Origin of the sequence: Falsiroseomonas selenitidurans (assembly GCF_012103215.1) — a bacterium.
GTDB classification, from domain to species: Bacteria; Pseudomonadota; Alphaproteobacteria; order Acetobacterales; family Acetobacteraceae; genus Falsiroseomonas; species Falsiroseomonas selenitidurans.
This window is the reverse complement of the sequence record NZ_JAAVNE010000001.1, coordinates 135,319-149,855: the sequence shown is the minus strand read 5'-3', so window position 1 is coordinate 149,855 and position 14,537 is coordinate 135,319. Positions and strand designations below refer to the sequence as shown.

At 72.1% G+C, this 14,537-nt stretch carries 11 protein-coding genes; all 11 read right to left on the bottom strand.

Going from position 1 to position 14,537, the window contains the following annotated elements; genetic code table 11:
- Window positions 1-10: 10 nt before the first annotated feature.
- Complete coding sequence (gene ugpE, locus HEQ75_RS00635) at window positions 11-874, bottom strand: sn-glycerol-3-phosphate ABC transporter permease UgpE (RefSeq protein ID WP_168026973.1); 864 nt, start codon at window positions 872-874, stop codon at window positions 11-13.
- Complete coding sequence (gene ugpA, locus HEQ75_RS00630) at window positions 874-1,755, bottom strand: sn-glycerol-3-phosphate ABC transporter permease UgpA (protein WP_168026972.1); 882 nt, start codon at window positions 1,753-1,755, stop codon at window positions 874-876. The genes ugpE and ugpA overlap by 1 nt, the downstream gene beginning before the upstream one ends.
- Before the next feature lie 55 nt (window positions 1,756-1,810).
- Window positions 1,811-3,151, bottom strand: a complete 1,341-nt coding sequence (locus tag HEQ75_RS00625) for an extracellular solute-binding protein (protein WP_168026971.1) — start codon at window positions 3,149-3,151, stop codon at window positions 1,811-1,813.
- A gap of 98 nt (window positions 3,152-3,249) precedes the next feature.
- Window positions 3,250-4,461, bottom strand: a complete 1,212-nt coding sequence (locus HEQ75_RS00620) for an FAD-dependent oxidoreductase (protein WP_168026970.1) — start codon at window positions 4,459-4,461, stop codon at window positions 3,250-3,252.
- A 78-nt stretch (window positions 4,462-4,539) separates the two neighbouring features.
- A complete protein-coding gene (locus tag HEQ75_RS00615) occupies window positions 4,540-5,907 on the bottom strand; it encodes an HlyD family type I secretion periplasmic adaptor subunit (RefSeq protein WP_168026969.1) in 1,368 nt (455 codons plus the stop codon).
- Window positions 5,904-7,622, bottom strand: a complete 1,719-nt coding sequence (locus HEQ75_RS00610; protein ID WP_168026968.1) for an ATP-binding cassette domain-containing protein — start codon at window positions 7,620-7,622, stop codon at window positions 5,904-5,906. Before HEQ75_RS00610 ends, HEQ75_RS00615 begins: the two co-directional genes overlap by 4 nt.
- Before the next feature lie 22 nt (window positions 7,623-7,644).
- Window positions 7,645-9,393 (bottom strand): ATP-binding cassette domain-containing protein, encoded by a 1,749-nt coding sequence (locus HEQ75_RS00605; protein ID WP_168026967.1) that lies wholly within the window; start codon window positions 9,391-9,393, stop codon window positions 7,645-7,647.
- Between the two features lie 4 nt (window positions 9,394-9,397).
- Entirely contained in the window at window positions 9,398-10,096 is a 699-nt protein-coding gene (locus tag HEQ75_RS00600; RefSeq protein ID WP_168026966.1) for a hypothetical protein, read from the bottom strand.
- Window positions 10,080-11,372, bottom strand: coding sequence for a glycosyltransferase family 4 protein (locus HEQ75_RS00595; RefSeq protein WP_168026965.1), 1,293 nt, complete (start codon window positions 11,370-11,372; stop codon window positions 10,080-10,082). The genes HEQ75_RS00600 and HEQ75_RS00595 overlap by 17 nt, the downstream gene beginning before the upstream one ends.
- A 102-nt stretch (window positions 11,373-11,474) precedes the next feature.
- The gene (locus tag HEQ75_RS00590; protein ID WP_168026964.1) at window positions 11,475-13,592 is read right to left on the bottom strand and encodes a glycosyltransferase family 2 protein; all 2,118 of its coding nucleotides are present in this window, start codon (window positions 13,590-13,592) and stop codon (window positions 11,475-11,477) included.
- 106 nt (window positions 13,593-13,698) lie between these two features.
- Complete coding sequence (locus HEQ75_RS00585) at window positions 13,699-14,241, bottom strand: calcium-binding protein (protein WP_168026963.1); 543 nt, start codon at window positions 14,239-14,241, stop codon at window positions 13,699-13,701.
- Between the last annotated feature and the right edge of the window lie 296 nt (window positions 14,242-14,537).

Below are 14,537 nucleotides of genomic sequence, written 5' to 3'. Positions count from 1 at the left end.
TCGGTTCCCACTACTTCTCGGTATCGGTCAGGCCCTGCACGAACCAGCGCTGCATCAGCACCACCACCGCGATCGGCGGCAGCAGCGCCAGCACCGTGGTCGCCATCACCACGGACCAGTCGATGTTCGATTCGGTGCCGATCATCTTCACGATGCCGATCACGATGGTCTCGACATCCGCCGAGGTGGTGACCAGCAGCGGCCACAGGTACTGGTTCCAGCCATAGACGAACAGGATGACGAACAGCGCCGCCATGTTGGTGCGCGACAGCGGCAGCACGATGTCGCGGAAGAAGCGCAGCGGCCCGGCGCCGTCCATCTTCGCCGCCTCCACGAATTCGTCCGGGATGGTCAGGAAGAACTGGCGGAACAGCAGCGTCGCGGTGGCGGAGGCGATCAGCGGGATGATCAGCCCGGCATAGGTGTTCACCATGCCGAGGTCGGAGACCACCTTGAAGGTCGGGAAGATCCGCACCTCCACCGGCAGCATCAGCGTGATGAAGATCGCCCAGAAGGCCAGCATCCGGCCGGGAAAGCGGAAGAACACCACGGCATAGGCGGAGGTGAGGGAGATGGCGATCTTGCCGAGCGCGATCAGCATCGCCATGACGAAGCTGTTCCACAGCATCAGCGCCACCGGCACGCGGGTGGTGCCCACGGCGCCCTCGGTCCAGGCGCGGCGATAGGCATCGAGGCCCTGCGCGCCGGGCAGCAGCGGTACCTCGCCACGGCCGATCGCGGCGCCGTCATGCGTCGAGCCCATCAGCACGATCCAGACCGGCAGGGCGAACAGCAGCACCCCGAGGATCAGCACGATGTGGGTCAGCAGGTCGGCGCGGCGGCGGCGGCGGTCGGCCGGGGGGGCGGCCTGCATCAGTAGTGCACCCGGCGCTCGATGAAGCGGAACTGCACGATGGTCAGGCCGATGACCATGATCATCAGCACCACCGACTGCGCCGCGGACATGCCGAGGTCGAGATTCACGCGGCCGTCGAGATAGGCGCGGTAGATCAACGTCTCCGTCGCCTTGCCCGGGCCGCCCTTGGTCAATGCGTCGATGATGCCGAAGGTGTCGAAGAAGGCGTAGACGATGTTGACCACCAGCAGGAAGAAGGCGGTGGGCGAAAGCAGCGGGAAGACCACGGTCCAGAACCGGCGGATCGGCCGCGCCCCGTCGATGGCCGCCGCTTCCAGCACCGCGCGCGGAATCGCCTGCAGCCCGGCCAGGAAGAAGATGAAATTGTAGGAGACCTGCTTCCAGGCGGAGGCGAGGATCACCACCAGCATCGCCTGGCCGTCATTCAGCCGGTAGTCCCAGGCCACGCCCATCGCGTTCAGGCCGCGGCCGAGCAGGCCGATGGAGGGGTGGAACAGGAACAACCACAGCACCGCGGCGATCGCCGGGGCGATGGCGTAGGGCCAGATCAGCAGGGTACGGTACAGCCCGGCGGCGCGGATCTCGCGATCCGCCAGCGCCGCCAGCAACAGCGCCACGGACATGGACAGGACGGTGACGGAGACCGAGAAGAACACCGTCGTCCAGATCGCCTGCAGGTAGTAGGGGTCAGCGAAGAGGTCGGCGAAATTCTCGAATCCGACGAATTGCGTGCGGATTCCGAAGGCGTCCTGGCGCAGGAAGGCGTACCAGACCGCCTGGCCGGCGGGCCAGAAGAAGAACACCGCCGTGATGGCCAGCTGCGGGGCCAGCAGCAGATAGGGCAGGCCCTTCTGCGGGAAGATCGTCTTGCGTTGCATGCCCCGCCCGTTCCGGAAAGGGGGCGGGCCCTGAGGCCCGCCCGCCCCGTTTGCTTCAGCCGCGGTTCGCGCGCTCGAAGTTGCGCAGCACCACATTGCCGCGGCGGTTGGCGTTGGTCAGCGCCTGGGCCGCGTTCTGCTGGCCCTGGAAAGCGCGCTCCAGCTCCTCCTGGATGATGTTGCGGATCTCGACGAAGCCGCCGAGGCGGAAGCCCTGGCTGTTCGGCGTCGGCTCGGCGCGGGAGAGCTGGATGATGGCGGCGTCGGCGCCCGGGTTCTGCTGGTAGTAGTTCTCGGCCTGCGCCGCCTGGTAGCCGCCCTGCGTGATCGGCACGTAGCCGGTCTGCTGGTGCCACCACTTGTCCTGCTCCGCCTGGCTGATGAAGGCGAAGAACTCGGCCATGCCGCGGTATTCGTCGGCGCTGCGGTTGCGCGCCGTCAACGGCCACAGGCTGGCGCCGCCGATGACGCCATTCTTCGGCGCCTGGATCACGTCGTCATGGTAGGGCAGCGGCACCGAGGCCCAGTTGAACTTCGCCTCGCGCACAATGCGCGCGCGACCGGCCGAGGAGTTGAAGGAGATCGCGGCCTCGCCCGAGGGGAACAGCGGGTCGCCGGCGCTGTCGCGGCCGGCATAGCGGAACAGGCCCGCCTTCTGCAGGTCGAGCAGGAAGTTCACATGCTTCTGGAAGAAGTCGCCGGTCAGCTGCAGCTCGGTGCCCAGGCCGCCGAAGCCGTTCGCCAGCGTGGCGAAGGGCACGTCGTGGATCGAGGCCATCTGCTCGAACATCACCCAGGTCGGCCAGGCGGTGGTCATCGGCACCGGCGTGGCGTTCGCCGCCTTCAGCTTCTCGGCCGCGGCGCGCACCTGCGCCCAGGTCTTCGGCAGGTCCGTGGTGGACAGGCCGGCCTTGGCGAAGGCGTCCAGGTTCAGCCACATCACGGCGGAGGAGGAGTTGTGCGGCATGGACACCAGGCGGCCCTGCGTGTCGCTGTAGTAGCCGCGCACGCCGGCCAGGTAGCGGGAGCCGTCGAGCGGCATGCCGGCATCGGCGAAGAGCTGGTGCACCGGGCGGATCGCCGGGCCGGCACCCATCATGGTGGCGGTGCCGACTTCGAAGACCTGGGCGATGTGCGGCGGGTTGCCGGCGCGCCAGGCGGCGATGGCGGAGGTCATCACCTCGACATAGCTGCCGCGGAAGGCGCCGATCACGTTGAAGCGGCTCTGGCTCTGGTTGAAGCGGGCGATCTGGCCCTCGACCACCTCGCCGAGCGCGCCGCCGAGGCCGTACCAGAAATTAATGTCGATGCGCTGCTGCGCCCGGGCGGGGGCGGCGGGCAGGGCGGCCAGCGCGGCGGCGCTGGCGGCGCCGGTGGCGAAGGTGCGGCGGAACATGCGCGTGTTCTCCCATGGGAGTGAAACCCAGCGCGCCACCTAACTGGCCAGCGTTGCGGTCGGTTTACAGAAAAGTGACGGAACGATGAAGCGCGGCTTCAATCCACCGCCGCCGCGCCGCGCAATCCCGAGATCATGGAGGAACGCAGCAGATGCTCCCGCGCCTTCACCGGGTCGCCTGCGGTGGCCTGCAGATCCGCCAGCAGCACGGCGCGGCGCGCCGGGTCGCGCTCCCGCATCCGGGCGCGGTTGCGGTCCGCCTGGGCGATGATCTCCCGCTTCGCCACCGGCTGGCGGCGGCGCGTGTAGCGATCCAGCAGGTCGCCCTCCGCCTCGCCGCGCCAGACCGGGGCGAGCGTCGCGGCCAGTTCCATGGCGTCGTGGATGCCGCCATTCATGCCCATGCCGCCGGAAGGCGAGTTCAGATGCGCCGCATCGCCGGCCAGCAGCAGCCGCCCCACCCGGTAGCTGTCCACGATGCGCTGGTGGATGCGGTAGGGGCGCAAATCCGGCACCTCGTAGGGCGTGGCCTTGGGGTGGATCGCCTGCAGCTTGCGCTCGATCGCCGCCGGCTCCAGCGCCTGCTCGATGCTCTCGCCCGGCGCCGGGTACAGGCTGGCGCGCCACTTCCCCGGCACCCGCAGCAGCGAGAAGGTGCCGGCGAAGGCCGGATGCTCGGTCCAGACGTAGTTGACGTTGGACAGCCCCTCGAACACCTCGTGGAACGGGAAGGGCGTGGTCGCCAGGATGGTGGTCTCGGGGTAGGTGTCGCCCGGGAAGTCCAGCCCCATGGCGCGGCGGATGACGCTGCGCGCGCCGTCGCAGCCCACCGCGTAGGGCACCTCCACCGGGTCGAAGCCGGTGCCGGACAGCGCCACATGGTCGGCGCCGTGAACCACCGTGTCCACCTGGGCGCCGAAGCGGAGTTCCACCGTCCCGGCATGCTCCGCCGCCAGCTTCGCCAGGATGAGGCGGGAGAGCTTCCATTGTTCGGCCTGAAGGCGGTAGGGGTGCGCCGTATCGTCCTTCAGCACGCCAAGGTCGAACACCGCCCGCGCCCCGTCCTCGTGCCGGCGGATCTGCCAGCTCGGCGTCACCAGCCCCTGCTCGATCAGCGGCGCCGCCAGGCCCAGCGTGTCCAGCATGTCGAGCGAGGGCGGGTGGAAGGTGGAGGCGCGCAACGCCTCGGAGATGTCGGCCTCCGCCTCCAGCACCAGGCTCGGCAGGCCCAGCGTGGCAAGCCGCAGGGCCAGCACCAGCCCCACCGGGCCGGCGCCGACGATGGCGATGCGGCGGTCCTTGTCGTTCATGGTCGCGCGGTTCCCGAAGCTGCCGAGGCCGCCGCAGCATAGCCCCGGCGCGGCCGCCCGCCAGCCGGGGACGGGCGTTCAGTCACGCAGCGCGCGGCGCATCGAATCGCGGATCGGCGAGACCAGGTAGCTCAGCGCGCTGCGCGTCTCGCCGAGCACGAAGATCTCGGTCGGCATGCCCGCTGTCAGCCGCAGCCCCGGCACCCGTTCCAGCTCCGCCGCGCCGATCTCGGCCCGCGCCAGGAAGAAGGCCAGGCCCTGCGCATCCACCTGCTGGTCGGCGGAGACATAGGTCAGCCGCCCGGCCAGCAGCGGCGTGGTGCGCTGGCGCAGCGCGCTCAGCCGGACATTCACCGGCTGGCCGATCTGCAACTGCTCCACATCGGTGGGGGAGACCCGCGCCTCCACCACCAGCCGGTCGTCCAGCGGCACCAGGTCCAGCACCGGCTGGCCATCGGTGATGCTGCTGCCCGGGGTGACGAAGCGGATGTCGGTGACGATACCCGGCTCGCTCGCCACCAGGTCGCGCCGGGCGCGCACATTCTCCGCCGAGCGCAGTCGTTGCTCGGCCTCCACCAGCTGTTCCTGCGCTTCCTGCAATTCACGCGCGATGTCCTGGGCGCGGGTCAGGCGGAAGCTGGCGAGCTCCGCCTCCGCCTGCGCGATGGCCTGGCGGAACTGCGCCTCCTGCGCCGCATAGAGCCCCATGTCGCCCCGCGCCTGGGCTTCCAGCCGCTCCAGCTCCCGCACCTCCCGCATCCGGGCGAAGCCCTGCTGCGCCAGGGGGCGCAGGCCGGAGAGGTCGGCGCGGACGGAGGCCATGCGCGAAGCGGCGGAAGCGCGCTGCGCGCCGGCGGCCTGCAGCTGCTCGCGCGGCACCGCGGTGCGTCGCTGGTAGACGTTCAGGTTGCTGTCGAAGGCTTCCCAGCGGGCGCGGAACAGCCGCGTCTCGGTGGACAGGATGGCGGCCAGGGCGGCGTCGCTGCCGGCGGCCTGGCGGATTTCCGCCGGGATCTCGAAGCTGCGCTGGTCCGCCTGTTCCGCCCGCAGGCGCGCGACGCGCACGGCCAGCGTGCGGGCCTGGGAGCGCACCTGCTCGGCGGTGGCTTCCGCGGTGGTGGGATCGAGCCGCAGCAGCACCTGGCCGGCCTCCACCCGTTGGCCTTCCCGCACCAGCAATTCCTGCAGGATGCCGGGCTCGCTGAGGATCATGGTCTTGCGCCGGCCTTCCGCCACCAGCGCGCCGCGCGCCACCACCGCGCGCTCGATCGGCGTGATGGCGGCCCAGCCCAGCAGGCCGCCAAAGCCCAGCACCAGCAGCAGCAGGGCGGCGCGCATCACCCGCCGCACATCCGGCGTGGCGGCGGCGGCCTCGGCTTCGGCGAAACTCAGCGGGATGGCGCGGGGCGCGCCGAGGCGCGGCTGGCCCCGGGTCTCGGCACTCATGCGGCAATCTCCCCCGGGGCTTCGGCGGACCAGTGGCCGCCCGGTGCCAGCCGCAGAACCTGGTCCACATGCCCGGCCCACAGCGCCGGCTCGTGGCTGACCAGCAGGCAGGCGGCGCCGCCTTCGCGGGCCGCCATCACCGCGGCGCGCACCGCTTCGCGCCCCGCCTGGTCCAGCCCGGCCTCCGGCTCGTCCAGCGCCAGCAGGGCCGGGCTGCCATAGAGGGCGCGGGCGAGGCCGACCATGCGCCGCTGGCCCATGGACAGGCCGCCGGTGGGCCCGGCTTCCGTCGCATAGCCCTGCGGCAGGCGGCCGATCATCTCATGCGCGCCGGCCATGCGCGCCGCATCCACCACGCCGGCCGCATCCTCCGGCCCGAAGCGGCCGATGTTCTGCAGCACGGTGCCATCCAGCAATTGCACATCCTGCGGCAGGAAGCCGATGCGCGGGCCGAGCGCCGCGCGGTCCACCCGCCGCGTATCCTGCCCATCCAGCAGCACGCCGCCGCCTTCCGCCGCCATCAGGCCGAGCGCCAGCCGCAGCAGGCTGGACTTCCCGGCGCCGTTCGGCCCCACCACCAGCGTCACGGTTCCCGGCGGGCAGTACAGCGTCACATCCGCCAGCACCGGCTGCGCCGCCCCGGGCGGCGCCCAGCGCACGGCCTGCAGCCACAGGCCGGGCGGCCCGGCCGGGTCCGCCGCCTGCGGCGCCGGCGCCGCGTGGTCGGCGAACAGCTCCTGCAACCGCTGCCAGGCCAGGCTTGCATAGGCCCATTCGCGCCAGGCCAGCACGATGCGGGCGATGGGCTGGGTCGCCGTGCCGGCCAGCATCATCGCCGCGATGATCGACCCCGGCGAGGCCTGGTTGCCCAGCGCCAGCACAACCCCCACCACCACCACCGCGCCCTGCGCCATGTAGGAGGCGAATTCGGTCACGCCGCGCACCGCCCGCGCCCGGGCCTGGGCGCGGTCGCCTTCCGCCAGCGCACCGGCCTGCGCCGGCTCCCAGCGCCGCACCACGGCGGCCAGCATGCCGAGCCCTTCCAGCATGTCCGACTGCCGCAGCCTGCCCTGCAATTCGCCGGCATTCTTCAGCTGCTTCTCGGAGGCCCCGCGCACCAGGCCGCGCGTCGTGCGGTCCAGCACCACGCCCAGCAGCCCCATCATGGCGCAGGCGGCACCCACCACCAGCGCATAGACCGGGTGCAGCAGCAGCAGCACCACCAGCGCCACCGGCACCGCCGTCATGTCGAACAGATCCGCCAGCGTGTTGCCGCCCAGGAAGCGGCGCAGCTCCGCCGTGTCCTGCAGCGCGGCGAGGCCGGGGCGGCGGCTGCCGAGCAGGGCGCTGCGCACGGCCGCCTGCAGCGCCTCCAGGCTCAGCCGCCGGGCGATGTCCTCGGCCAGCGCCGCCATCAGCGCGGCGCGCAGGGCGCGCAGCGCGCCGGCCATGCACAGCGCCACCACGAAGGTGAAGGAGAGCACCATCAGCGTGTCCAGGTTGTGGCCCTCGGTCACGCCGTCGAAGATGTGCATGGTCAGCAGCGGCATGCCGAGCAGCGCCGCCTGCCGCGCCACCGACATGGCCAGAGTCAGCCCCAGCACGCCGCGGAAGCGTGGCGCCCGGCGCAGCGCCGCCATCATCGCCTGGAGGCGGCCCGGGCTGGCCTGGTCCGGGGCCGGGCGCAGGCCGGCGCGGTGCTGCGCGCGGCTCATGCCGACCTGACCCGGGCGCGGCTCATGCCGCGCGGCCCTGGGGCGCCGGCAGGGCGACGGGGCCGGCGGGCGCCTGGCCCAGCTGCCCGCCGCGCAGCATCACCACGCGGTCCGCGGCGGCCAGCAGCGCCTGGCGGTGGGAGGTGAACAGCACCCCTACCCCCTGCGCCGCCAATTGCCGCAGCAACCGCACCAGCCGCTGTTCCCCGGCCGCATCCAGGAAGGCGGCGGGCTCGTCCAGCACCAGCAGGCGCGGCCGGTGATACAGGGCGCGGGCCAGCGCCACGCGCTGCCGCTGGCCGGCGGAAAGCGGCCCCTCCGCCCGGATCGGCGTGGCATAGCCGGCGGGCAGGCCGGCGATCAGCCCGTGGGCATCCGCCAGCCGCGCGGCTTCCAGCACCGCCGGCATGTCCGGCACGCCCAGCCGTGCGATCGCCTCCGCCACCGTACCGTCGGTCAGCAGCGGGTCCTGCGGCAGGTAGCCGACATGGCGGGCGAAATCCTCCCGCGCCCATTGCCAGGTCGCCTGGCCATCCAGGAAGCAGCCGCCGGCGGAAGGCCGCACCATGCCCATGGCGATGCGCAGCAGCGTGGTCTTGCCCGCCCCCGCCGTGCCGCCCAGCGCCACCACCTCGCCTGGCGCCACCTGCAGCGAAACCTCCCGCAGCAGGGCGCGCGGCGCGCCGCGATGGGCGAAGCTGACGCGGTCCAGCACCAGCCGCGCCTCCCGGCAGGGGAAGGCGATGGCGTTATCGGCGCTGCGGTCCCCGCGCACCAGTTCGCCCAGCCGGCGCCAGGCGGCCAGCGCCGCGCCCCATTCATGGCTGGCGCCGCCGATCCGCGCGAAGGGGGTGATGATCTGCCCCGTCACCAGCATGGCCACCACCATGCCATAGCCCACATCGGCGCCGGCGGCGGCCAGCAGCGTGCCCACCACCAGCGCGCCGCCGGAGCCGATGCCATGGATGGTGGCCAGCCCCGCGCCCACCCAGCGCGCGCCGGCCTGCGCCCCGCGCAGCGCATTGGTGCCTTCCTGCATCCGCGCTTCCCAGCGCGCGGCCAGCGGTGCACGCAGCCCCATCGCCTCCACCGCCTCCGCACAGCGCATCGCATCTGCCACCAGGGAGGAGGTGCGGGCATGCGAATCGTTGGAGGCGACGACGGCGCGCCGCGTCAGCCGGTCGCCCAGCACGGACAGCAGCGCGGCGGCGGCGCAGCAGCCCAGCGCCCACAGGGTGAAGCCCCAGTGGAAGAACAGCAGCAGCAGGATCATCGTCGGCACCAGCACCGCATCGACGATGCCGGTCAGCACCGGGCCGGTGAGGTTGCGGCGCAGCTCCTCCACATCCCGCAGCGCCTGCCCGGCCGCGAGATCCGACCGCCCCGGCTGCTGCGCCGCCGCCAGCACCAGGGGTGCTGCCAGCCGCCGCGCCAGGCGGTGGGAGACCGCCAGCAGCCCCAGCTCCCGCAGCTGGTCGAGCCCCAGCAGGATGCCGACCGCGAGGCAGAAGGCAATGGCGAGCCCCGCCAGGGTCCAGGGATTGCCGGTGGGCAGCACCAATTGCCAGATCACCAGCTTGGAGGCGACGACGCCGAAGGTCGCCAGGCTGATCAGCAGCCCCAGCCCCAGGGTCAGCCGGGCGGCAGCGGCGATTTCCGCCCGCGCCACCTCCACCACCTCCCGCACATCGGCGGGCGGGGATTCGATGGGATCCGGCTTTGCCTCCTCGGGGCGCGGCCCGGGGCCGGCCAGGCTGCGGGAGAGCGACATCGCGCTACAGCGCCAGGACCAGGGCGAAGACGGTCAATGCGCCGAGGCCGGTGACCGCGAGCAGCGCCATCAGCACCACCTGCCAGGTATCCAGCCCGGCCGGGCCGCCGCCCCGCGCGGGCGGCGGCGCCGCGGCCTGCAGGCTGGCGAGGCGTTCATCCAGCCGCGCCACCCAGGCTTCCAGCACCGCCAGCCGCTGCTCCGCCTCCGCCGGTTCCGCCGCCGCCGGCACATAGGGCTCCGGCGCCGGGCGCAGGGCGAGTTCCTGCAGCCGGGATTCCAGCGCCCGCTGCCCGGCGACCAACTGCTCGATCGCCTTCAGCACCTGCGGGCTGGGCGGCGCCGGACGCGGATCCGCCCGGGCATCCATCGGCGCGCCACGGCGGAACAGCGGCAGCGACACCTCGCCCCCCTCCGCCCCGCGCGCCACCACCTGGAGGTCCGCGCGGCGCTCTGCCCAGGCCGGCTTCAGCGGGAAGCGGAAGCCGTGGAAGGCATCGCCGACGCCGGCGCGGATCAGATCGGCGCGGTGCCGGTCCGCGACCGTGGTGGCCACGGTGCCGCCATCCAGGCGCAGTTCGACGACCACGCGTTCCGTCGGCTGCGCCGGCTCGAAGGCCCAGCCATCGATCTGGTTGCCGGTCAGCCCATCCACGAAGCCGCGGATGTCCGGCGCCGCGCGATTCTCACCCAAGGCCGACACGCGCACGCCCTTCCGCCCTGCGGCCGCGCGGCAGCGCCGGGACCTCGCCCAGCAGGCGCTGGTACAGTGCCATGTGCTCCGCCGCCGCCGTCTCCATCAGCCGGGGCGGGGCGATGCCGGCGGAAAGCTGGCCCCAGAGGCCCGGATCCTCCGCCGCGCGCCGCATGGCCGCGGCCAGGCCCACCGCGTCGCCCACCGGGAAATGCAGCCCGTCCACCCCGTCGCGCACCGATTCCGCCATGCCGCCGACATGGCCGCAGATCACCGGGCGGCCGTGGCGGAACGCCTCCTGCACCACCAGCGGCGCGTTTTCCCACCAGATGGAGGGCATCACCACCCAATCCACCGCGGCGATGCGCGCCGGCAGTTCCGCCGCGCCGTACAGCCCGTGGTGGCGCGCATCCGGCGCGGCTTCCAGCGCTGCCTTGAACTCCGCCAGGAACTCATCCGCCTGCCAGGCGGTGCCGCCATGCAGCGCCAGGTCATGCGCCACGCCCTGCCGGCTGAGCCGGGCGGAGGCGCCGAGCGCGATCAGCGCGCCCTTGAAGCGGTTGATGTGGCCGAAGAAGCCGAAGCGGTCGCGCCGGCCATCGGGCGTGACGCGCGGCGGCGCCGCCAGGCCACCGGCGATGCCGTTGCGCAGCACCTCGATCCGCCCGGCATCCCAGCCGGCGGCGATGAAGCGGTCGCGCAGGAAGTCGGAGGGCGACAGGATCAGGTCCACCCCGGCCATGGCGCCGCGCACCGCAATCTCCCGCAGCACCAGGTCGGTGCTGCCGCGGCCGGGGAAGCAGCGCTTGCAGCCATCGGCGCTGGGGCCGTTGCACAGCCGCCCGTCGGTGGTGAGCAACTGGCCCTCCTGCGGGCAGATGGCGAAGAAATCGTGCAGGGTGACGACGATCTTCGCCTTCGGCACCACGCGGCGGACCATGTCCAGCGTCTCGATGCCGAAATACAGCAGGTGGTGGAAGTGGATCACATCCGGCTGGTAGTCGGTGACGAAGGCCACCAGCTCCTGCAGGCCCCAGCTGTCCACCTGCGAGAGGTGGAAGCGGTCGAAATGGCTGAGCCAGACCAGCATCTCGTCAGGCTGCGCCCCGATGGACTGGAACAGCGTGCCGGGGCGGCGTTCCCGGTGATGCGCGGTGACGGCGCCGAGGAACAGGCCCTCCACCCCATGGGTATCGCGCAGCGCACGGAACAGCCCGCGCGCCACCACTTCGGTGCCGCCCGGCTGCAGGTCAGGATGATTATGGCAGAAGACGAGGAGGCGCATGGCTCCGCTACGCTATAGTCAATCCCGCCGATTGGATCACCGGTTCGGGCCGATATTCCAGAAACTTCACCCGTTCTGGGGCGTGTCCTGCCGGCGGGGCCGTCAGGCGGCGGCGAAGGTCTCCCCGATCCGCGGGAAATCGGCCATCAGCTGCGCGATGGAAGACGCCCAGCGGCGGTGGTGCAGGCGCCGGTTGTAGGCGGCGGCGACGGTGCCGGCATAGCCGCCATGCTGGGCGATCGACTGCCGCTCGAAGTGGAACAGTTCCGCCGCCGGCTCGTAGAACAGGGTGAAGCCGGCCTGGCGCAGCCGCAGGCACAGATCGCTGTCCTCGTAGTCGCCGACGATGTAGTCGGCGGAAAAGCCGCCCACCTCGTCCCAGGCGGCGCGGCGCATCAGCATGGCGGCGCCGGTGACACCCGGCACCTCCCGCGCCCGGCAGGCTTCCGGGTAGTGGCGCGGGAAGCCCTTGAAGTAGTGGCTGTTGTACCAGTCGTCGCCGGGGCCGCGGGCGAAGTACAGCCCGGCATGCTGCAGCGACCCGTCGTCGAACATCAGCTTCGGGCCGACGCAGCCGATGCGCCGGTCGGCATCCAGTCGCGCCAGCATCGGCGCCAGCCAGCCGGGCCGGTCCGGCACCACGTCCGAGTTCAGCATCAGGAGGAAGGGCGCGGTGGCCTGGGCGGCGCCGCTGTTGCAGGCGGTGGCGTAGCCGGCATTGCGGCCATGCAGCACCAGGGTCACCGCCATGCCGGTCAGGCCGCAGACGCCGCGCAGCAGGTGGTCGGCCTCGCCGCGCTGTTCCGGGCTGTCCAGCACATAGATGATCTCGCAGCCACGCAGCGCCGGGTCGCGCGCGAAGGCGGCCAGCTGGTGCTTCACGAAGCGCAGATTGCGGTACAGCGGGATCACCAGGCTGACCGTGGGGGCCGCCACCGGCGTGCCGATATGCACCACGTCGATCTCCAGCGCCTCGGCGGAGGCAGCACGGTGCAGGCGCTCCGCCGCCGGGGTCAGGCAGCGGTCCAGCAGGTCCGGCCCCACATCGAGCGGGCTGACGCCGCGCAGCACGGCCTCCCGCGCCTGGGCCGGGGGGATCAGGGCGGGGCCGGCGACGAGCTCGATCGCCTCGCCCGAGCCGAGCGCCAGTTCCACCCGCCATTGCGCCACCGGGCCGGGACCGGCACTCGGCAGGTGCACGACGAAGCCGGGGCGTGGGTCCGGCCCGCCGAAGGGCGCCTGCTCGAATCGCTTCACGACATCCGGGCGGCTGACGCGGAACAGCGATTCGGCCGGCAGCAGGGTGCCACCGAAGGGGCCGCGCAGCGTCATGCCGCGGGTCAGGCGCAGCGGATCGTGCAGCCAGCCGATCAGGAAGACGCCGCCGGCATGGTCCGACAGCGCGCGGTCCACGGCGGCGGCCACCGCATTGGCGGGCTCCGCCGCCGCGCGGGTCGGCGCCATGGCCAGCACCTGCGCGTCCCGGATGGTGTCGCGACACCAGGGCTCCTGGGTGTGGCGGCGCAGCGCCATCAACGATTGCTGCAGCAGGCCGCGGCGGCTGCCGGCCTCGCGCCGGGCGATCTCCACCAGGGTGGGCGGCGCCGGCGGCGCCGGGGGCAGGCGCAGCGGCGGGCCTTCGCTGCGCAGCAGCAGCGCGCCGGCGGCCTGGGCGGGCAGGGGGCTGAGGCCGCCTTCCGGGTCCGGCGCGCGCAGCAGCCCCTGCGGCGTCAGCAGCCAGCCCCCGGCTTCCAGCCGCCACAGGGCGCGGCCCTGGCCGAGCAGGGCCACGGGCCGGGTTGCCTCCGGCGCGGGCTGCGCCAGCTGGGCCACCAGGGCGATCAGGTCGCGGGCGAAGGCGGGGTCGGAAGCGGCGCGCAGGGGGCCGGCGGCCTTGCTGGCCAGCAGCGCCAACAGCCGGGGCGCGGCCAGCAGCGGCAGGAGATGGCCGGCCGACTGCGCCGGCCCCAGCTTCTGGAAGGCGGCCTCGCCCTGCCGCAGGAACAGGTCGCCATCGCCCAGGTCACGGGCCAGCAGAAGGCTGCCGCGATCGGGCAGCGGCAGCTGCGACAGGGGGCGGAAGATGCTCCCGGTGCCGAAGCGCAGTTCCGTGCCCAAGGTGGCACCCGCCTCGGGCAGCAGGATCGCCAGGATCTCGCCGCCGAGGCGAAGCCATTGCGGCGACGGATCCGGGCCGCCAGACGTGAGGGCCGGCCCCATATGCGATTCTCGCAAGGCGCGGCCCGAATTGGCCGCACGGAAAGGAAACCGCGCCCCGGATGGGGCGCGCCGGGTTCAGGCGAAGGCCGGGATCAAGGGGCCTCGATCAGACGACCTGGACGATCGACCCGATATTGTTGGTCAGGTCGGTCACGGAGATGCCCTGCAGCGTGATGGTGTCGCCACCCAGGGTGATCACCGCATTGCCGAAGCCGTCGGCCGAGACCAGCGGCAGCAGGTCGTTCGGGTCGGCAACGCCGGTGGCGTTGATGTTGCTGGCGATCTGCAGCGTGTCGGTGCCCAGCTGGAAGCCGACGATCAGGTCGTGCCCGAAGCCGTCATTGAACTCGAAGGAGTCGGCGCCGCCGCCGCCATCCATCGTGTCCGCGCCGCCGCCGCCGATCAGCGTGTCGGTCCCGAGGCCACCGAACAACTCGTCCGCGCCACCATTGCCGCGCAGCAGGTCGGCGCCGAGACCGCCATAGATCACGTCCTGGCCGGGACCGCCGACGAGCGTGTCTTCGCCGCCCAGGCCATAGATCGTGTCATTGCCACCTTCGCCGCGGATGAGGTCGGCTTGGCCGCCCACAGCGCTGGAGACAAGCAGGTCGTCGCCGGAACCACCGGAAATCGAAGCGAAGCCGGACATCAAAGCCTCCGCAGGGGAGTGGGCCGTCAAACACGGCCCGTTTATAGCGGCTTGTATTAGGAACTAGACGGCCCGGAAGTCAACCAATTTGGCTACGCAGCAATCCCAGACGACGTCGCAACATCGCCTTCTAAACCACGGTAAATACAAACAAAAGACGAAAATTTGACGCCTGACGCAGTGCACAGGAAAAATCCATGACACAACCCGAGGGCGTCGATCAGGCCCCGGGCATGGCAGCCGCCGCGTCCAGGGACGCCGACGCCGGCAAGATCTCAACCCTGGCGCGCGAGTCG

Coding starts and splice junctions, on each gene's coding strand:
- ugpE (WP_168026973.1), bottom strand. CDS start 874: ATGCAGGCCGCCCCCCCGGCCGACCGCCGCCGCCGCCGCGCCGACCTG.
- ugpA (WP_168026972.1), bottom strand. CDS start 1,755: ATGCAACGCAAGACGATCTTCCCGCAGAAGGGCCTGCCCTATCTGCTG.
- HEQ75_RS00625 (WP_168026971.1), bottom strand. CDS start 3,151: ATGTTCCGCCGCACCTTCGCCACCGGCGCCGCCAGCGCCGCCGCGCTG.
- HEQ75_RS00620 (WP_168026970.1), bottom strand. CDS start 4,461: ATGAACGACAAGGACCGCCGCATCGCCATCGTCGGCGCCGGCCCGGTG.
- HEQ75_RS00615 (WP_168026969.1), bottom strand. CDS start 5,907: ATGAGTGCCGAGACCCGGGGCCAGCCGCGCCTCGGCGCGCCCCGCGCC.
- HEQ75_RS00610 (WP_168026968.1), bottom strand. CDS start 7,622: ATGAGCCGCGCGCAGCACCGCGCCGGCCTGCGCCCGGCCCCGGACCAG.
- HEQ75_RS00605 (WP_168026967.1), bottom strand. CDS start 9,393: ATGTCGCTCTCCCGCAGCCTGGCCGGCCCCGGGCCGCGCCCCGAGGAG.
- HEQ75_RS00595 (WP_168026965.1), bottom strand. CDS start 11,372: ATGCGCCTCCTCGTCTTCTGCCATAATCATCCTGACCTGCAGCCGGGC.
- HEQ75_RS00590 (WP_168026964.1), bottom strand. CDS start 13,592: ATGGGGCCGGCCCTCACGTCTGGCGGCCCGGATCCGTCGCCGCAATGG.
- HEQ75_RS00585 (WP_168026963.1), bottom strand. CDS start 14,241: ATGTCCGGCTTCGCTTCGATTTCCGGTGGTTCCGGCGACGACCTGCTT.